At 64.2% G+C, this 19,025-nt stretch carries 18 protein-coding genes and 1 pseudogene; all 19 read left to right on the top strand.

Annotation, left to right across the window (positions count from 1 at the left end; genetic code table 11):
* Nucleotides 1–77 (top strand): annotated as a pseudogene (gene sdhB, locus AWB70_RS23865) (succinate dehydrogenase iron-sulfur subunit); the annotation flags it as partial.
* Nucleotides 78–79: 2 nt separating this feature from the next.
* Nucleotides 80–349, top strand: a complete 270-nt coding sequence (locus AWB70_RS23860) for an FAD assembly factor SdhE (protein WP_014251426.1) — start codon at nucleotides 80–82, stop codon at nucleotides 347–349.
* A gap of 136 nt (nucleotides 350–485) precedes the next feature.
* Nucleotides 486–1,787 carry a citrate synthase gene (gltA, locus tag AWB70_RS23855; RefSeq protein ID WP_014251425.1) on the top strand — a complete coding sequence of 434 codons (1,302 nt, stop codon included), beginning with the start codon at nucleotides 486–488 and terminating at the stop codon, nucleotides 1,785–1,787.
* Nucleotides 1,788–2,129: 342 nt separating this feature from the next.
* Entirely contained in the window at nucleotides 2,130–3,539 is a 1,410-nt protein-coding gene (leuC, locus tag AWB70_RS23850) for a 3-isopropylmalate dehydratase large subunit (protein WP_053569414.1), read from the top strand.
* A gap of 34 nt (nucleotides 3,540–3,573) precedes the next feature.
* A complete protein-coding gene (leuD, locus tag AWB70_RS23845) occupies nucleotides 3,574–4,224 on the top strand; it encodes a 3-isopropylmalate dehydratase small subunit (protein WP_053569413.1) in 651 nt (216 codons plus the stop codon).
* A 29-nt stretch (nucleotides 4,225–4,253) separates the two neighbouring features.
* Nucleotides 4,254–5,321: a 3-isopropylmalate dehydrogenase gene (leuB, locus tag AWB70_RS23840; protein WP_053569412.1), complete on the top strand. Its 1,068-nt coding sequence runs from the start codon at nucleotides 4,254–4,256 to the stop codon at nucleotides 5,319–5,321.
* Between the two features lie 147 nt (nucleotides 5,322–5,468).
* Entirely contained in the window at nucleotides 5,469–5,624 is a 156-nt protein-coding gene (locus AWB70_RS38855) for a hypothetical protein (RefSeq protein WP_159680305.1), read from the top strand.
* Nucleotides 5,625–5,706: 82 nt separating this feature from the next.
* Nucleotides 5,707–6,828 carry an aspartate-semialdehyde dehydrogenase gene (gene asd / locus AWB70_RS23835; RefSeq protein WP_014251419.1) on the top strand — a complete coding sequence of 374 codons (1,122 nt, stop codon included), beginning with the start codon at nucleotides 5,707–5,709 and terminating at the stop codon, nucleotides 6,826–6,828.
* Between the two features lie 150 nt (nucleotides 6,829–6,978).
* The gene (locus AWB70_RS23830; RefSeq protein WP_235024337.1) at nucleotides 6,979–9,060 is read left to right on the top strand and encodes a FimV/HubP family polar landmark protein; all 2,082 of its coding nucleotides are present in this window, start codon (nucleotides 6,979–6,981) and stop codon (nucleotides 9,058–9,060) included.
* Entirely contained in the window at nucleotides 9,060–9,863 is an 804-nt protein-coding gene (gene truA / locus AWB70_RS23825) for a tRNA pseudouridine(38-40) synthase TruA (RefSeq protein ID WP_045455175.1), read from the top strand. Before AWB70_RS23830 ends, truA begins: the two co-directional genes overlap by 1 nt.
* Nucleotides 9,860–10,528, top strand: a complete 669-nt coding sequence (locus AWB70_RS23820) for a phosphoribosylanthranilate isomerase (RefSeq protein WP_014251416.1) — start codon at nucleotides 9,860–9,862, stop codon at nucleotides 10,526–10,528. Before truA ends, AWB70_RS23820 begins: the two co-directional genes overlap by 4 nt.
* A 49-nt stretch (nucleotides 10,529–10,577) precedes the next feature.
* Nucleotides 10,578–11,771 (top strand): tryptophan synthase subunit beta, encoded by a 1,194-nt coding sequence (trpB, locus tag AWB70_RS23815; protein ID WP_053569410.1) that lies wholly within the window; start codon nucleotides 10,578–10,580, stop codon nucleotides 11,769–11,771.
* Between the two features lie 11 nt (nucleotides 11,772–11,782).
* Entirely contained in the window at nucleotides 11,783–12,661 is an 879-nt protein-coding gene (locus tag AWB70_RS23810; protein ID WP_053569409.1) for a DNA-methyltransferase, read from the top strand.
* Nucleotides 12,662–12,734: 73 nt separating this feature from the next.
* Nucleotides 12,735–13,538, top strand: a complete 804-nt coding sequence (gene trpA / locus AWB70_RS23805; protein WP_041731932.1) for a tryptophan synthase subunit alpha — start codon at nucleotides 12,735–12,737, stop codon at nucleotides 13,536–13,538.
* Nucleotides 13,539–13,606: 68 nt separating this feature from the next.
* Entirely contained in the window at nucleotides 13,607–14,479 is an 873-nt protein-coding gene (accD, locus tag AWB70_RS23800; protein WP_045455166.1) for an acetyl-CoA carboxylase, carboxyltransferase subunit beta, read from the top strand.
* A 76-nt stretch (nucleotides 14,480–14,555) separates the two neighbouring features.
* The gene (folC, locus tag AWB70_RS23795) at nucleotides 14,556–15,866 is read left to right on the top strand and encodes a bifunctional tetrahydrofolate synthase/dihydrofolate synthase (RefSeq protein WP_053569408.1); all 1,311 of its coding nucleotides are present in this window, start codon (nucleotides 14,556–14,558) and stop codon (nucleotides 15,864–15,866) included.
* Between the two features lie 42 nt (nucleotides 15,867–15,908).
* Nucleotides 15,909–16,778 (top strand): SPOR domain-containing protein, encoded by an 870-nt coding sequence (locus AWB70_RS23790; protein ID WP_053569407.1) that lies wholly within the window; start codon nucleotides 15,909–15,911, stop codon nucleotides 16,776–16,778.
* Between the two features lie 9 nt (nucleotides 16,779–16,787).
* Nucleotides 16,788–17,321, top strand: coding sequence for a CvpA family protein (locus AWB70_RS23785; RefSeq protein ID WP_053569406.1), 534 nt, complete (start codon nucleotides 16,788–16,790; stop codon nucleotides 17,319–17,321).
* Between the two features lie 142 nt (nucleotides 17,322–17,463).
* Nucleotides 17,464–19,011: an amidophosphoribosyltransferase gene (gene purF / locus AWB70_RS23780; RefSeq protein ID WP_045455157.1), complete on the top strand. Its 1,548-nt coding sequence runs from the start codon at nucleotides 17,464–17,466 to the stop codon at nucleotides 19,009–19,011.
* Nucleotides 19,012–19,025 lie beyond the last annotated feature (14 nt).

Below are 19,025 nucleotides of genomic sequence, written 5' to 3'. Positions count from 1 at the left end.
ACGTGTGCCCCAAGGGGCTCAATCCGACCAAGGCGATCGGCAAGATCAAGGAATTGATGGTGCGCCGGGCGGTTTGAAAATGGACGAATCTCACCAGTCCGATCCCCTTCGCCGCGCGCGCCTTCGCTGGCGCGCACGGCGCGGCCTGCTGGAAAACGATCTGATCTTCGAGCGTTTCTTCAGCCGATATGAGCATGACCTCAGTGACGCCGACGTGGCCGCCTTGACCCGCCTGCTGGAACTGAGCGACAACGAACTGATGGACTTGCTGCTGGCGCGCACGGAGCCCGAGGGCGACCTGGCGACGCCGGATGTGATCCGCCTGCTGGACATGCTGCGTACCGCGTGACTTCTGCAGGAAATCGCGGAGTTTTGCAAAATAGGCCTGCTGCAGTGCACACAGGCCGATAAGACAGTTTTGCCGCGCAGCTTCCGTCGTGCAAATTATCGAGAACCTGTATTCATACTTCGATTGAGGATGTGCTATGACCCCGTCAGATGTTAAAGCCACGCTATCGTTCAGCGACAACTCGCCGAGCGTCGAAATGCCGATCTACAAGGGCACGATGGGCCCGGACGTGATCGACATCCGCAAGTTGTACGGTCAGACCGGCAAGTTCACGTATGACCCGGGCTTCATGTCGACGGCGGCGTGCAATTCGGCGATCACGTATATCGACGGCGACAAGGGCGAACTGCTGTATCGCGGATACCCGATCGAGCAACTCGCCGTGAACGCGGACTTCCTCGAAACGTGCTACCTGCTGCTGAAGGGCGAACTGCCGAACGAAGCGCAGAACAAGGAATTCGTGGACACGGTTACGCGTCACACGATGGTGCACGAGCAGATGCACTTCTTCTTCCGCGGCTTCCGTCGCGACGCGCATCCGATGGCCGTGCTGACGGCCGCGGTCGGCGCGCTGTCGGCGTTCTATCACGATTCGCTGAACATCAACGATCCGCGTCACCGTGAAGTCTCGGCCATTCGCATGATCGCGAAGCTGCCGACGCTGGTGGCGATGGCGTACAAGTTCAGCATCGGCCAGCCGTTCGTGTATCCGAAGAACGAGCTGTCGTACAGCGCGAACTTCATGCACATGATGTTCTCGAACCCGTGCGAAGAGTACAAGGTCAACGACGTGCTGGTGCGCGCGCTCGACCGTATTCTGATCCTGCACGCGGACCACGAGCAGAACGCATCGACCTCGACCGTGCGTCTCGCCGGTTCGTCGGGCGCGAATCCGTTCGCGTGTATCGCGGCCGGCATCGCATGTCTGTGGGGCCCGGCGCACGGCGGCGCGAACGAAGCCGCGCTGAACATGCTGGAAGAGATCGGCTCGGTCGACAACATCCCCGAGTTCATCAAGCAGGTGAAGGACAAGAATTCGGGCGTGAAGCTGATGGGCTTCGGTCATCGCGTGTACAAGAACTACGACCCGCGCGCGAAGCTGATGCGCGAGACGTGCTACGAAGTGCTGAACGAACTCGGCCTGCACGACGACCCGCTCTTCAAGCTCGCGATGGAACTCGAGAAGATTGCGCTGGAAGACGAATACTTCGTGTCGCGCAAGCTGTATCCGAACGTCGATTTCTACTCGGGCATCGTGCAGCGCGCGCTGGGCATCCCCACGTCGATGTTCACGTGTATCTTCGCGATGGCACGTACGGTTGGCTGGATCGCGCAGTGGAACGAGATGATTGCGGATCCCGAGCAGAAGATTGGCCGTCCGCGTCAGTTGTTCATTGGCCAGACGCCGCGTGAAGTGAAGCCGCTCGCGAAGCGCTAAGCTGAATACGTCAGGCGGGTAAGGTGTGGAAGAGCCCCGGTGAGTGATCGCCGGGGCTTTTTGCTTTTCAGCCTTCACGGGCCTTTTTGCGTCGCTTCTGCTGCAACGTTCGATTGACCAACGCTTTCCACGAAAGTGCGAGCTCCAGACCATCAATTTTTGTCCCGACCGCCACTAAGCCGGGTACTCCCCATCCAGGTATTGCCACCACCCCCATAACCCACTGTTTTTACACGGTTTTTTCTCACACCCTAGTACCCGCCGCGCGTCTGGCAGTGGCATAATCGTCGAACAAGCTAGACACCGACAAAAACCCCGCAGTCACCCACGAAAGCGCACATCATGGCTCAGACTCTCTACGACAAATTGTGGAACACCCACGTGATCCACACGGAAGAGGACGGTACCTCGATCCTCTACATCGACCGTCACCTGCTGCATGAAGTGACCAGCCCGCAAGCCTTCGAAGGCCTGAAGCTGGCCAACCGCCCGGTGTGGCGCATCAGCGCGAATCTCGCGGTGTCCGACCACAACGTGCCGACCACCGACCGTTCGCACGGCATTGCCGATCCGGTGTCGAAGCTGCAAGTCGATACGCTCGATTCCAACTGCGATAGCTTCGGCATCACGCAGTTCAAGATGAACGACCTGCGCCAGGGCATCGTGCACATCATCGGGCCGGAGCAGGGCGCCACGCTGCCCGGCATGACCATCGTCTGCGGCGACTCGCACACGTCCACGCACGGCGCGTTCGGCGCGCTCGCGCACGGCATCGGCACGTCGGAAGTGGAGCACGTCCTCGCCACGCAAACGCTCTTGCAGAAAAAGAGCAAGAACATGCTGGTGAAGGTCGAAGGCGCGTTGCCGCGCGGTTGCACGGCGAAGGACATCGTGCTCGCGATCATCGGCAAGATCGGCACGGCGGGCGGCACGGGCTACGCAATCGAATTCGGCGGCTCGACCATCCGCGCGCTGTCGATGGAAGGCCGCATGACCGTCTGCAACATGGCGATCGAAGCGGGCGCGCGCGCCGGCATGGTCGCGGTCGACGACATCACCATCAACTATCTGAAGGATCGTCCGTACTCGCCGCAGGGCGTCGAGTGGAATCAGGCGGTCGAGTACTGGCGCCAGTTCAAAACGGATGACGGCGCGCAGTTCGACCGCGTCGTCGAAATCAACGCGGCCGAGATCGTGCCGCAGGTGACGTGGGGCACGTCGCCGGAAATGGTCACGTCCATCGATGGCCGCGTGCCCGATCCCGAGAAGGAAAAAGATCCCGTCAAGCGCGACGCGATCGAGCGCGCGCTGAGCTACATGGCGCTCACGCCGAATACGCCGATCGAATCGATCCAGCCGGACAAGATTTTCATCGGCTCGTGCACGAATGCGCGCATCGAAGACCTGCGCGCGGCGGCGTATGTCGTGAAGTCGCTCGGCAAGCGCGTTGCGTCGAACATCCGTCTCGCGATGGTCGTGCCCGGCTCGGGGCTCGTCAAGGCGCAGGCCGAGCGCGAAGGTCTCGACAAGATCTTCACGAACGCGGGCTTCGAATGGCGTGAGCCGGGCTGCTCGATGTGCCTCGCGATGAACGCCGACCGCCTGGAGCCGGGCGAGCGCTGCGCATCGACCTCGAACCGCAACTTCGAAGGCCGTCAGGGCGCGGGCGGACGCACGCACCTCGTGAGCCCCGCGATGGCCGCCGCGGCCGCCATCGAAGGCCATTTCGTCGACGTGCGCAAGCTCGCGTGATCGTGCCTGATCAACCCGGACACTGAGAAAGACCATGGAAAAGTTCATCGTACATAGCGGCCTCGTGGCGCCGCTCGATCGCGAAAACGTCGATACCGACGCGATCATCCCGAAGCAGTTCCTGAAATCGATCCAGCGCACGGGCTTCGGCCCGAACGCGTTCGACGAATGGCGTTACCTTGATGTCGGCCAGCCCGGCCAGGACAACAGCAAGCGTCCGCTGAATCCGGATTTCGTGCTCAACCAGGCGCGCTATCAGGGCGCGTCCGTGCTGCTGACGCGCAAGAATTTCGGCTGCGGCAGCTCGCGCGAGCACGCACCCTGGGCGCTGGATCAGTACGGCTTTCGCGCAATCATCGCGCCGAGCTTCGCGGATATTTTCTATAACAATTGCTTCAAGAACGGCCTGTTGCCGGTCGTGCTGACCGAACAGCAAGTCGACAAGCTCTTCAACGAGACCTACGCGTTCGTCGGTTTCAAGCTGACGATCGATCTCGAAGCGCAAGTCGTGCGCACCGGCGACGGCACCGAGTACGCGTTCGAAGTGCCTGGTTTCCGCAAATACTGCCTGCTGAACGGGTTCGACGATATCGGTCTCACGCTGCGTCACGCGGACAAGATCAAGGCGTACGAGGCAGAGCGTCTGGCGAAGCAGCCGTGGCTGAACAACCGGCTCGTCGGATAAATCGAACCACGCAACGAAAGGAAGAGACGATGAAAATTGCAGTGCTGCCCGGCGACGGGATCGGTCCGGAAATCACGGCCGAAGCGGTCAAGGTGCTCAACGCGCTCGGCGAGAAGTTCGAACTGGAAGAAGCGCCCGTCGGCGGCGCGGGCTACGAGGCGCAAGGTCATCCGCTGCCGGAATCCACGCTGAAGCTCGCGAAGGACGCCGACGCGATTCTCTTCGGCGCGGTCGGCGACTGGAAGTACGACAAGCTCGAACGCGCGCTGCGTCCCGAGCAGGCGATTCTCGGCCTGCGCAAGCATCTGCAACTCTTCGCGAACTTCCGTCCGGCGATCTGTTATCCGCAATTGACGGGCGCGTCGTCGCTTAAAGCCGAAATCGTGTCGGGCCTCGACATTCTCATCGTCCGTGAACTCAACGGCGACATCTATTTCGGTGCGCCGCGCGGCCTGCGCGATGCGCCGGACGGCCCGTTCGAAGGCGCGAAGGAAGGCTTCGACACGATGCGCTATTCCGAGCCGGAAGTGCGCCGCATCGCGCACGTCGCGTTCGCCGCAGCGCAAAAGCGCCAGAAGAAGCTGACGAGCGTGGACAAGGCCAACGTGCTCGAAACGTCGCAACTGTGGCGCGACACGATGATTGACGTCGCGAAGGAATATCCGGAGGTCGAGCTGTCGCACATGTACGTCGACAACGCGGCGATGCAACTCGTGAAAGCGCCGAAAGCGTTCGATGTCGTCGTCACGGGCAACATGTTCGGCGACATTCTGTCGGATGAAGCCGCGATGCTCACCGGCTCCATCGGCATGCTGCCGTCGGCGTCGCTCGACAAGAACAACAAAGGCCTGTACGAGCCGTCGCACGGTTCCGCGCCGGATATCGCGGGCAAGGGCGTCGCCAATCCGCTCGCGACCATCCTCTCCGCCGCGATGATGCTGCGCTACTCGCTCGGCAAGGCGGAACAGGCCGACCGTATCGAAAGCGCGGTGAAGAAGGTGCTGGAGCAGGGCTATCGCACCGGCGACATTGCCACGGCGGACGGCAAGATCGTCGGCACGAAGGAAATGGGCGACGCGGTGCTGAAGGCGCTGTAAGTACGCGAAACGACGATCGGCGCTTCGCTGCAATAGAGCGGCCGATCGTCTCTTTTTGCCGATGTTCGCGCACGATCCCAACGATTTTCACGCGTTCGCAAAATCGCGGCGACGAAAACATCGGGTAATCGTGTATATTGCTTTGCTATGGCGAAGAACTCTCAATTCTCTCTGGTTTCCATCGGACGCGGCTCAAATGCCGTAGCGACGGAACTCGCCATCGGCACGCGCATGGCCGCCATCATCGGCGGCGTCAAAACGCGCATTACGAAAATTTCCCCCAAAGCGATCACGATTCGCTGATCGTCCCTCGTGTCCGAGCGTCTTCCCCGCGCGGCCACGCCGGGTAAAGATGCGGGGAAGCGTCCACAGTCAAAGGTTAGTCATGAATGTAGGTCTCGTTGGTTGGCGCGGTATGGTCGGCAGCGTCCTGATGCAACGCATGCAGCAGGAAGGCGATTTCGACTTGATCGAACCGGTGTTTTTCAGCACCAGCAATGCGGGCGGCAACGCGCCGTCGTTCGCCAAAAACGAGACGAAGCTCAAGGACGCAACGAGCATCGACGACCTGAAAAAGTGCGACGCCATCATCACCTGTCAGGGCGGCGATTACACCAACGAGGTGTATCCGAAGCTTCGCGCGGCGGGCTGGAAGGGCTACTGGATCGACGCGGCGTCGGCGCTGCGCATGAAGGACGACGCGGTCATCATTCTCGATCCGGTGAACCTGAACGTCATCAAGGATTCGCTCGTGAAGGGCGGGCGCGACTTCATCGGCGGCAACTGCACGGTCAGCCTCATGCTCATGGCGCTGGGCGGCCTGTTCCGCGAGAACCTCGTCGAATGGACGACCGCGATGACGTATCAGGCGGCATCGGGCGCGGGCGCGCAGAACATGCGCGAACTGCTGCAGCAGATGGGCGTGCTGTACGGTTCCGCAAAGGAAGATCTGGCCGATCCGTCGTCGGCGATTCTCGACATCGACCGCCGCGTGCTCGCGGCGATGAACGGCGAGCGCATGCCCGTCGACAATTTCGGCGTGCCGCTCGCGGGCTCGCTGATTCCGTGGATCGACAAGGATCTCGGCAACGGCATGTCGAAGGAAGAGTGGAAGGGCGGCGCGGAAACCAACAAGATTCTCGGCAAGCCGGCAATGGGCACGCCGGGCTCGGTTCCCGTCGACGGTTTGTGCGTGCGTATCGGCGCGATGCGCTGCCACTCGCAGGCGCTCACCATCAAGCTCACGAAGGACGTGCCGCTGGACGAAGTGCACGGCATCCTCGCCTCGGCGAACGACTGGGTGAAGGTCGTGCCGAACGAGCGCGACGCGTCGATCCGCGATCTGTCGCCCGCGGTCGTCACGGGCACGCTCACGGTGCCGGTCGGCCGTCTGCGCAAGCTGGCAATGGGCGGCGAGTATCTGTCGGCGTTCACGGTCGGCGATCAGCTCTTGTGGGGCGCGGCCGAACCGCTGCGCCGCATGCTGCGCATTCTGCTCGACAAGTAAAGTAAACTACGCGCCTGGATGCGCGTGCCCATCTCAAAAAGCGCCGCGTTTCCCGCGGCGCTTTTTGTTTTTGTGCTGTTTTGTTGCAAAGCACTGCTCACAGGACGATTTTCGCCGTATGTTTCAACTTTTGTCGCACCCGGAGCCTCAATGATCCAACGACCTCGCCGGTCTTTCCTTTCGTCATCGCGTGCGGCGCTCGCCGCGACAGGCTTTGCTCTATGCGCGGCGTTCTGGGCGAATCCCGGCGATGCGCTCGCCCAGGCAAGCGATGCGGCGGCCGCCGCCGCGACCGGGCAAACCTACGCGGTCAAACCGGGGCAGTCGCTGAGCGACATTGCCGGCGAACTCACCGGATCCAAGGACCGCGATGTTCGCGCCCGTGCCGCGCGTGCCCTCTTCGACGCGAATCCCAACGCGTTCGGCAATCACGATATCAACAAGCTGAGGCTCGGCGCGGTGCTCAATGTGCCCGCCGATCTGAGTGGCGCGGCTGCTGCCCCGGCAGCGCCTTCGGCCGCTCCCGTGCAACCGGTCGCGTCCGCGCCGGCCGAGACGCCAGCGCCTGCCGCGCCAGCGCCCGCGTCTGAGAACGCCACGGCGACGCCGCCGGCGGCGCCGGCCGTCGAGCCGCAAGCGAGCACGCCGGCGAACGCCGCGCCCGCGCCGGAACCGCAGCCCGAGGTCGCACCGGCGAGCGCGCCCGCGCCCGCTCCCGCGCCGGTCAAGCCGACCGGCGTGACGCCGGCCGTGATCGGGCTCACGCCGTTCATCGTCGCCATCGTGATCGTGGTGATCGGTGTCCTGCTGCTCCGGACGAGGCGCAACAAGCGCCGCGCGGCCCAACTCGACGACGCCGATCGCACCCCGCGGACTTTTTCGAGCCTCGAGGAAGCCCAGGCCGACGCCGACAGGCGCAACGAAGCGATGCGCAAGGCACGCGCAGCCGCGGCCGCCGGCGGCGCGGCCGGTCTCGCACTTGAATCCGATGCGCGCGATCAGCCAGAGTTGAATTCAGCGGCGGCGAGTATCGAAAACGCGGACGCGCCGCAGCCGCCCGCGACCTCGTCCGGCGACGAACTGCCCCCTGCAACCGAAGCGAAGCCCGCTCAGCCGTCGCACGACGAACCGTTCTCCCCCGCTGCGCCCGCGGCGCGGCATCCCGACTTCGTTCCGCCGTTGCCCGATGCCCTCGTCAGCGAGGCGGACGCGCACGAACAGCATGAGCAGCACGCTCGCGAAATCGCGGCGCGCGACGCGGCCCGGCGCGAAGCCGAAAAATGGGAGAGTGAGGAGCGGGAAGCCGCCGCCCGCCAGGCTGCGGCGCGGGAAGCCGAAGAGCGCGAGATTCGCGCGCGCGAAGCCGCCGCGCGAGAGGCGCTCGAGCGCGACACGGCCGCGCGCGAAGCCCAGTTGCGCGAAGCTGAAATGCGTCAGGTGACCGAGCGCGAGGAGTCGGCGCGTGAGGCGGCGGCACGCGAAATCATCGCGCGCGAGGCCGAACTGCGCGAACTCCAGGCGCGCGCCGCCGAAGAACAGGCCGCCGAACAGCGCGCCGCCGAGCAGCGCGACATCGAAGAGCAAGCCGCGCGCGAAGCCGAGAAGTCGGGCGTCGCGCTGGACGACGAACCTGTCGCCGCGCATCGTTTTCCGATGCCCAAGTTTCCGCAGGACGCGATTCAGGCGCTGGGCTCGCTCGACATGGAGTTGCCGCCGCGTATGGATTTGACGATCAAGCCGCCGGTCGTTGCGGAGCCGGAAGCGGCGACGCCGCCCGCCGCCGAGACGCCGCGGGAGCCGCGTCTCGCGCAGGTGCCGCCGCCGCCGACCGGGGCTACGCCGATCGAGCATGCGCCCTTCGTTCCCCAGCCCTTTACCCCCCTCGAAGCCGTGCCGCACACGCAGTCGCAGAGCCAGTCCGTCGCGGCGCAGATCGAAGCGGGCACCGCTGGCGCGGCGTCGGTTGCCGGTCTCGGCGCGACGCGTTTCGGGCCGCTCAGCCTCGATTTCGATCTCGGACGGGCGTCGAGCGCGAGCGAGCCTCTGCCTGCCCTGACGCCCGCGCAACTGGCGACGATCGCGCGCAATAAGCTCGAACTGGCCGCCGAATACATCGAATTGGGCGATCTTTCCGGCGCGCGCACCTTGCTGCAGGAAGTGATCGAATCGAACGATCCGGCGACGCGCCATCAGGCCGCCACGCTCCTGTCGACGCTCGCCCCGCATTCCTGATGCGCATTGCTCTTGGCATTCAGTACGACGGCGCGGCGTTTTGCGGCTGGCAATCGCAGCCGCACGGCAAGACGGTGCAGAACGAGCTTGAGCGTGCGTTGGCGAAGTTCGCCCAGACGCCGCTCGCGACCGTTGTCGCGGGGAGAACGGATACGGGCGTGCACGGCATCGGTCAGGTCGTCCATTTCGATACCGATCTCGACCGCGCCGAATTCTCGTGGGTACGCGGCACGAACGCGTTCCTGCCGGACACGGTCGCGGTGCAGTGGGCAAAGCCGATGCCGGACGACTTCCACGCGCGCTTCGCCGCCTTCGAGCGGACCTATTTTTACGTGTTGTACGTTAATCCGGTGCGTTCACCCATGCTCGCGAAACGCGCGGGCTGGGTGCATACGCCGCTCGACGTCGAAGCGATGCGCGATTCCGTCGCATGCCTCGTCGGCGAGCATGATTTTTCGTCGTTCCGCGCCGCCGATTGCCAGTCGAAGACGCCGGTGAAACACGTCTATCAGATCGACATTCGCGAGCAGGGCGATTTCATCCACTTTCGCTTTCGCGCCAATGCGTTTTTGCATCACATGGTGCGCAACCTGATGGGCTGCTTCGTCGCGATCGGGCGGGGCCGTCATCCCGCGTCGTGGATGGCCGAGGTGCTCGCCGCCCGCGACCGCCGCGCCGCCGCGCCGACCTTCATGCCCGACGGGCTGTATCTGGCCGGGGTCGGTTATCCTGAACACTTCGCGGTGCCGCCGCCGCATATCGCCAGCATGCCCTGGAGCGCAATCTGGGCAGAGCCGAAATGACCGAACAAGATTTGCATCGAACCCGCATCAAACTGTGCGGCCTGTCGCGCGCCGAAGACGTGCAACACGCCGTCGCGCTCGGCGCGGACGCCGTGGGCTTCGTGTTCTATCCGCCGAGTCCGCGCTCGGTAAGCGTCGCGCAGGCCGTCGAACTCGCGCGCCATGTGCCGCCGCTCGTCTCCGCGGTCGGCCTTTTCGTGAACGCGACGCCCGAGTGGATCCGGGAAGTCACGTCGAACGTGCCGCTTTCGCTGCTGCAATTTCACGGCGATGAGACGCCTGAACGATGCGAAGAACTCGCGGCAATTGCGGGTTTATCCTATTGGCGCGCATTGCGAATTGGGGCTGATGCGTCCACAAGCCATTTGATAGAATCGTCTCTTGAATTCAAGGCCGCAGGCGGCATTCTGCTCGACGCACTCGTCGAGGGCTTCGGCGGCGGTGGAAAGGTATTCGATTGGTCACTTATCCCAACAGATCTCGGGCATCGGGCCGTTTTGAGTGGTGGGTTGAACGCGCAAAACGTCAGTGACGCCATTCGGCGTGTGCGCCCGTACGCGGTCGATGTCTCGAGCGGCATCGAAGTGCCGGGCGCCAAGGGCGTGAAAGATCCCGCCCGAATGGCGGCGTTCGTGCGCGCGGTGCGCGCGGCGGACGCCGGGTGATTCGAACGTGAGCCGCGCCAGCGGCTCGCGTAACCGAGAGAGTGACGCAATGTACAACTTGCCAGACGAAAGAGGCCACTTCGGCCAATATGGAGGCGTGTTCGTCTCCGAAACGCTCATCCACGCGCTCGATGAATTGCGCGACGCGTATGACGCGGCTCAGAAAGATCCCGAGTTTCAGAAAGAATACGATTACGAGCTGAAGCATTATGTCGGCCGTCCTTCGCCCATTTATCACGCGAAGCGCTGGAGCGAGATGCTCGGCGGCGCGCAGCTTTACTTGAAGCGCGAAGATCTGAATCACACGGGCGCGCACAAGGTCAACAACGTGATCGGCCAGGCGCTGCTCGCCCGCAAGATGGGCAAGCCGCGCGTGATCGCCGAAACGGGCGCGGGGCAGCATGGCGTGGCGACCGCGACCATCGCGGCGCGCTTCGGCATGGAATGCGTCGTCTACATGGGCGCGGAGGACGTGCGGCGTCAGGCGGCGAACGTCTACCGCATGAAGCTGCTGGGCGCGACGGTCGTGCCGGTCGAATCCGGCTCGAAGACGCTCAAGGATGCCCTCAACGAAGCCATGCGCGACTGGGTGACGAACGTCGAAAACACGTTCTATATCATCGGCACGGTGGCGGGCCCGCATCCTTATCCGATGATGGTGCGTGACTTCCAGCGCGTGATCGGCGACGAATGCCGCGTGCAGATGCCCGAAATGGCGGGCCGTCAGCCGGATGCGGTGATCGCTTGCGTAGGCGGTGGATCGAACGCGATGGGCATCTTTTACCCGTATATCGACGATAAAGACGTCAGATTGATCGGCGTGGAAGCGGCGGGCGACGGGATCGATACGGGTCGCCACGCGGCATCGCTGATGGGCGGAAGCCCTGGCGTGCTGCACGGCAACCGCACGTATCTGCTGCAGGACGCGGACGGCCAGATCATCGAGACGCATTCGGTATCGGCGGGTCTGGATTATCCGGGCGTCGGTCCCGAGCACGCGTGGCTGAAGGACGCGGGCCGCGCGGAGTACGTCGGCATCACGGACGAAGAAGCGCTCAAGGCGTTCCACGACTGCTGCCGCATCGAGGGCATCATTCCGGCGCTGGAGTCGAGCCACGCGCTGGCGTACGGGGCGAAGCTCGCGAAGACGCTGCCGCGCGACAAGGTGCTGCTCGTCAATCTGTCGGGCCGCGGCGACAAGGACATGCACACGGTCGCCGAGCGATCGGGCATCCAGTTCTAAGCCACTAGCCGATGCGCACCGTCATTGACGAGCCGTTGTCTGCCGGCGCTCTCCAGAGCACCGGCGGCGACATCCGCAACCGCGATTTTCTGGCCGATGCCGAAAACATTCCCGACGCGTCGATCGATCTGATCGTCGCGGACCCGCCCTATGGTCTGGGCAAGGATTACGGGAACGACTCGGACATGCTGTCCGGCGACGCCTTTCTGGAGTGGACGTATCGCTGGCTCGACCTGGCGATTCCGAAGCTGAAACCCAGCGGCTCGCTGTACATCTTCTGCACCTGGCAATATTCGCCCGAACTGTTCGTGTTCCTGAAGCGCCGGCTTTTGATGATCAATGAGATCGTCTGGGACCGGCGCGTGCCGAGCATGGGCGGAACGACGCGTAAATTTACGTCAGTGCACGACAACATCGGTTATTTCGCGGTATCGAAGGATTACTACTTCGATCTCGATCCGGTGCGCATACCCTACGACGCAGAGACGAAAAAGGCGCGCTCGCGCAAGATCTTCGAAGGCAGCAAGTGGCTGGAGCTCGGCTACAACCCGAAGGATGTTTGGTCGGTTTCGCGGTTGCACAGGCAGCACGCGGAGCGGGTCGATCATCCGACGCAAAAGCCGCTGGAGATCGTCGAGCGCATGGTGCTGGCAAGCTGTCCGCCGGGCGGCCGCGTGCTCGATCCGTTCATGGGCAGCGGCACGACAGGCGTCGCGTGCGCGCGTCACGGCCGGCAGTTCACGGGCTACGAGATCAACGCGGATTACTGCGCGATCGCGGAGGCCCGCATGGCCGAGGCACGCGCCGCGAAGCTCGCGCCGCCCACGCCGGAGCGCACGCGCCGCAAGCCGCTCATGACCACCGACGCCGCCACGCAAGCCGCCGAATAGCGTCTTTTTCGCCGCTGATCGCGTCAGATGCGCACAAAGCATCGACGCCAACGAATACGAAGCGAGAATTCTCATGTCCCGTATCAAGAACACTTTTGCGGCGCTCGCCGCGCAGGGCAAGAAAGGATTGATCCCGTTCATCACGGCGGGCGATCCTAATCCGGAACAGACCGTCGAGTTCATGCACGCGCTGGCGAAGGGCGGCGCGGACGTCATCGAACTGGGGGTGCCGTTCTCCGACCCGATGGCCGACGGCCCTGTTATCCAGCGTTCGTCGGAACGCGCGCTCGCGCGCGGCGTGACGCTCAAGAGCGTGCTGGCCGATGTCGCGCGCTTTCGCGAAACCGACGACAAGACGCCCGTCGTGCTGATGGGCTACGCGAATCCGATCGAGCGGATGGGCGCCGAGGCCTTCGCGCAAGCCGCGAAGCAGGCGGGCGTCGATGGCGTGCTGGTGGTCGATTACCCGCCCGAGGAAGCGGAAGACTTCGGCGCCGCGATGCGCGCCGCCGGCATCGATCCGATCTTTCTGCTCGCGCCGACTTCCACCGACGAGCGTGTCGCGGCGGTCGGCAAGATCGCGAGTGGCTATGTCTACTACGTTTCGCTCAAAGGCGTGACCGGCGCGGCAAATCTGGACGTTTCCAGCATCGCGAGTAAAATCCCGGCCATCAAGTCGCATGTGCCCCTGCCGGTCGGCGTCGGTTTCGGCATTCGCGATGCGCAAACCGCACGCGCTGTCGCCGATGTCGCGGACGCCGTCGTCATCGGCAGCCGTCTCGTGCAACTGCTCGAAGAGGCGAAGCCGGACGCCGCAGCCGCGTCGCTGACGAGCTTCATCGCCGAAATTCGGCAGGCGCTCGACGCCGCACAGTAAAATACGCGCCGCCGCGGCCCGCTCGAACTCGAGCGCCGCGCGGCGCCCCGATCAGTCAAGGAAAAACGATGAGCTGGCTCGACAAACTGCTGCCGCCCAAGATCAAGCAAACGGATCCCAAAAGCCGCAAGGGCATTCCCGAAGGGCTGTGGGTGAAGTGCCCGTCGTGCGAGGCGGTGCTGTATCGCAACGACGTCGAGGCGAACCTGCACGTTTGCCCGAAGTGCAGCCATCACATGCGCATCGGCGCGCGCGAGCGGCTCGACCGCCTGCTCGATCCGGAAGGCCGCTATGAAATCGGCCAGGAAGTCGTGCCGGTCGATGCGCTCAAGTTCAAGGACAGCCGCAAGTATCCCGATCGCATCAAGGAAGCGATGGAGGACACCGACGAGACCGACGCCATGGTCGTCATGGGCGGTGCGATTCACACCCTTCCGTGCGTGGTCGCGTGCTTCGAATTCGCGTTCATGGGCGGCTCGATGGGCTCGGTCGTCGGCGAGCGCTTCGTGCGCGGCGCGCGCAATGCGCTGGAGCAGAACGTGCCGTTCATCTGCTTCACGGCTTCCGGCGGCGCGCGCATGCAGGAAAGCCTGCTTTCGCTGATGCAGATGGCCAAGACCACGGCGCTTCTGACCAAGCTGTCGGATGCCAAGCTGCCGTTCATCTCTGTTCTCACCGATCCCACGATGGGCGGCGTTTCCGCGAGCTTCGCTTTCCTGGGCGACGTCGTGATCGCCGAGCCGAAAGCGCTGATCGGCTTTGCGGGTCCGCGCGTGATCGAGCAGACCGTGCGCGAAAAGCTCCCCGAAGGTTTCCAGCGCGCCGAATTCCTCATGACGAAGGGCGCGATCGACATGATCGTGGATCGCCGCAAGATGCGCGAAGAACTTGCCCAGTTGATGGCCCTGATGACGCGGCAGCCGGCCGATTCCGTCGCCTGAGCCGCCGGTACGCCAGCGCCGCGCCGCGCGTGAACCCTGGGTTCCGCGCGGCGTTTTTGCTTTCTCGATCTCGAAAATGAACACTTTCCCCACTCTCGACGCCTGGCTTGCCCATCTGGAAGCGGCGCACCCGGTCGGCATCGACATGGGTCTGACGCGCATCGGCCGCGTGAAGGACGCGCTGGGGCTGCGCTTCGATTGCCCGGTTATCACGGTCGGCGGCACGAACGGCAAGGGCTCGACCTGCGCGATCATCGAAACGATCCTGCTGCGCGCGGGTTATCGCGTCGGCTGCCATACGTCGCCGCATTTGCTCGCGTTCAACGAGCGCGCGCGCATCGACGGCGCCGAGGCCAGCGACGCCGAACTGCTCGAACATTTCGAGGCCGTGGAGAAGGCGCGCGCGAGCCTCGCGGAGCCGGTGTCGCTGACGTATTTCGAGTTCACCACGCTCGCGATCCTGCATCTTTTCGCCTCGCGCGGACTCGATGCGGTCATTCTCGAAGTGGGGCTCGGCGGCCGGCTCGACGCCGTGAACATTGTCGATACGGATTGCGCGGTGATCACGAGCATCGATATCGACCATACGGACTATCTCGGCGACACGCGCGAGAAGATCGGCTTCGAGAAGGCGGGCATCTTCCGGGCGGGCAAGCCCGCGGTTTGCGGCGATCCGTCCGCGCCGCAGAGCCTGATCGATCATGCCGGGGCGATTGGCGCGGATCTGTGGCTCGTCGGGCGCGACTTCCGCTACGAGGCGCAGCCGGGCAACGAACGCCAGCAATGGAGCTATATCGGGCGTGAACAGCGGCGCTCGGCGTTGGCGTATCCGGCGCTGCGCGGCGCGAATCAGCTCATCAACACGTCGGCGGCGCTGGCGGCGCTCGAAGCGCTGCGCGATCGGCTGCCGGTTTCGGCGCAGGACATTCGCCTCGGGTTGGCGAACGTCGAGCTGGCCGGGCGTTTTCAGGTGCTTCCGGGCAAGCCGCAGATCATTCTCGACGTCGCGCACAATCCGCACGCTGCCGCCGTGTTAGCGCAAAATCTCGGCAACATGGGCTATTTTCCGTACACTTACGCGGTGTTCGGCGCGATGGGCGACAAGGATATCGAAGGCGTCGTCGCGCATCTGAAGAGCGAGATCGACCACTGGAACGTCACCGCGCTGCCGACGCCGCGCGCGGCGTCCGCGGAGCAACTCGAACACGCTTTGCGCGAAGCCGGTGTCAACGACGGCCCCGACAGCAGCGTTTCCCGCTTTGAGACGCCCGCGGCGGCATTTCAAGATGCGCTGAGCCGGGCCTCCGAAAATGATAGAATTTTGGTTTTCGGCAGTTTCTACACGGTAGCCGGCGTCATGGCGTACCGTCGCATGCAGCATAACTAGGCAGCATCACCAAGACGGTCGTCCGTCAGCATCAAGCGATACATGGGACTCTTTTCGTTCGGCAACAAAGACGACTCCGGTCGCGACGCACAATCCGATTCCCCGCGCGGCTCGCGTCATACCGTCCGCACGGAACGGCGCACGCGCAGGACGGACCGTAGCGAGCGCACCTCCGCCGACGCCATGATGCTCGATCCCACGCTTCCCGAGAAACAGCGCGCGCGGCGCAGGCTCGTCGGCGCTATCGCGCTGGTGCTGGCCGCCGTCATCGTCTTGCCGATGGTGCTGGATTCGCGCCCGAAGCCCGTCACCGACGACATTTCCATCGACATCCCCAATCGTCCGGCGCCCGCCGCGAAGCAGTCGCGCGACGCGACCGACGCGGACTCGCAGGCCGGCGTCGCGCACGAAGCGCCCGCCGCCACTTCCGGCAGCGTCGCCGCAGGCGTGACGCAACCGCAGCCCGCGGCGCCCGCCGCCACGGCGCAGGCCAAGCCGGAAGCCAGCGAACCGCCTAAGCCCGAGGCGAAGCCTCAAGCGTCGAAGCCCGCCGCCGTCGCGAGCCAGAACGCGAAGCCACAGGCCGCGCAGCCGCCTGCGGACGAGTCCAGCGCGAACGCGAACGCCGCGGCGAATGCGGCCGCGGGCGCGGCGAACACGCCGTCGTCGCCGGCCGGCAGCCGCTTCGTGCTGCAAATCGGGCAGTTCGACGACGAAACCGCCGCGCAGAATTGGGTCAACAAGTTGAAGTCCGCGGGTGTGCCCGCATATCTCGAACATCGCAAGCAGTCCGACGGCGGCACCAAATCGCTGTTGCGCGCAGGTCCGTTCCCGGATCGTGCGTCGGCGCAGGCGGCGCTCGCGAAGGTGCGCCAGGCCGGTCTCGGCGGCGGCACACGAGCATCGAACTAAGCAGACTCGATGTTCACCGCTTTCGACTATGCCGTGATGGCCGTGATCGGCTTGTCCGCGCTGCGCGGCATGTGGCGCGGCCTGCTGGCCGAAGCGTTCGGTCTCGTCGGCTGGGTCGCCGCGATTCTGATCGCCGGGCGCTTCGTCGGGCTCGTCGTGCCCTATATTCCGGCGACGTGGCCGGGCGGGGCGCTCACGCAGTGGCTGGTGGCGTTTCTGCTGGTGGTCGCGGCGGTGCTGCTGGTGTCGAGCGTGCTGTCGTCGCTTTTGACGCGCATCACGGAAGTAACCGGCCTGCGCGGCGTGGACCGTTCGCTGGGCTTGCTGTTCGGCCTCGTGAGAGGCGCTATATTGGTAGTGATACTGGTCGCCCTGGCTGGCTTGACCGAACTGCCGGAAAAGGATTTTTGGCGCAATGCGCTGCTGCGGCCGATGGCCGAGCAAGGCGTGCGCGAACTGAAATCGCTGCTCCCCGATACGCTCGCCGCGTACGTGCACGTCGCTCCTCAATCGAGCGTCCTGGCGCCAGACGCCGCACAATAGACGAACGGCCGGCTACACGAGGAACCCGCGACGGCTCGAAAGCGTTTCGACCCGGCCGCCTTACGGCCGATTTTCGAGAAAGCGCCCTCCGGAGCCGGGCAACGCCTTGTCTACCCGTTTCGACTCTTTGAAGGACCATGCCATGTGCGGCATCGTAGGTGTAGTTTCCCAAAGTCCCGTCAATCAGCTGATCTATGACAGCCTCCTTCTGCTCCAGCATCGCGGACAGGACGCGGCGGGCATCGCCACGGCGGACGGCAACAACTTCCACATGCACAAGGCCAACGGCATGGTGCGGGACGTGTTCCGCACGCGCAACATGCGCAGCCTGCCGGGCAACGTCGGCATCGGCCAGGTGCGTTATCCGACCGCCGGTTCGGCGTCGAGCGAGGAAGAAGCGCAGCCGTTCTACGTGAACGCGCCGTTCGGCATCATCCTGGCGCATAACGGCAACCTCACGAACTGGATGCAGCTGAAGGACGAGATGTTCCGCATCGACCGCCGGCACATCAACACCGCGTCCGACACGGAAGTGCTGCTCAACGTGTTCGCGCACGAACTGCAGCTCGCGAGCTCGGGCCTGCAGCTCGACGCCGCCGCGCTGTGGAAGGCGGTCGCGGGCGTGCACCGCCGCGTGAAGGGCTCGTACGCGATCGTTTCGCTGATCGCGGGCTACGGGCTCGTCGCGTTCCGCGACCCGTTCGGCATTCGCCCGCTGGTGCTCGGCAAGCTGGAAACGGCGACGGGCGTCGAGTGGATGGTGGCGTCGGAATCGGTGGCGATCGAAGGTATCGGCTTCGAATTCGTGCGCGATGTCGAGCCGGGCGAAGCGATCTTCATCGACGCCGAAGGCAATCTGCACAGCCATCAATGCGCCGAGAAGCCGGAACTCAATCCGTGCATTTTCGAGCTCGTGTATCTCGCGCGCCCGGATTCGTGCCTCGACGGCGTGCCGGTCTACAACGCGCGTCTGCGCATGGGCGACTATCTTGCCGAGAAGATCAAGCGCGTGCTGCCGGACGTGCCGATCGACGTCGTGATGCCGATTCCCGATTCGTCGCGCCCCGCCGCGATGCAGGTGGCCGCGAAGCTCGGCGTGGAGTATCGCGAAGGCTTCTTCAAGAACCGTTACGTGGGCCGGACCTTCATCATGCCGGGCCAGGCGGTGCGCAAGAAATCGGTGCGCCAGAAGCTGAACGCGATGGGCATCGAGTTCAAGGGCAAGAACGTGCTGATCGTCGACGACTCCATCGTGCGCGGTACGACCTCGCATGAAATCGTGCAGATGGCCCGCGATGCCGGCGCGAGCAAGGTGATTTTCGCGTCCGCCGCGCCGCCGGTGAAGTTCCCGAACGTGTACGGCATCGACATGCCGACGCGCGGCGAACTCGTCGCGCATGGCCGCAGCGACGACGAAGTGGCGCGCATGATCGGCGCGGACTATCTCGTCTATCAGGACGTGGAAGACCTGAAGAGCGCCATCCGCGACATCAATCCGAACCTGCGCGGATTCGAGGCTTCGTGCTTCGACGGCAACTACATCACCGGCGACGTGACGACCGATTATCTCGATCGCATCGAGTCCGCGCGCCTCGCGCCGCAATCGCAATCGGATCGCGATGCGGCGAGCGAAGCGCTGGAAGGCGGTGTCTCGCGCTCGCAGTTGCATTTGCAGCTATCGGTCGAGTAAAGCGCCGATATCGC

Origin of the sequence: Caballeronia cordobensis, from assembly GCF_001544575.2 — a bacterium.
In the GTDB taxonomy this organism is placed as follows: Bacteria; Pseudomonadota; Gammaproteobacteria; order Burkholderiales; family Burkholderiaceae; genus Caballeronia; species Caballeronia cordobensis.
This window is presented reverse-complemented; position numbering and strand designations above follow the sequence as displayed.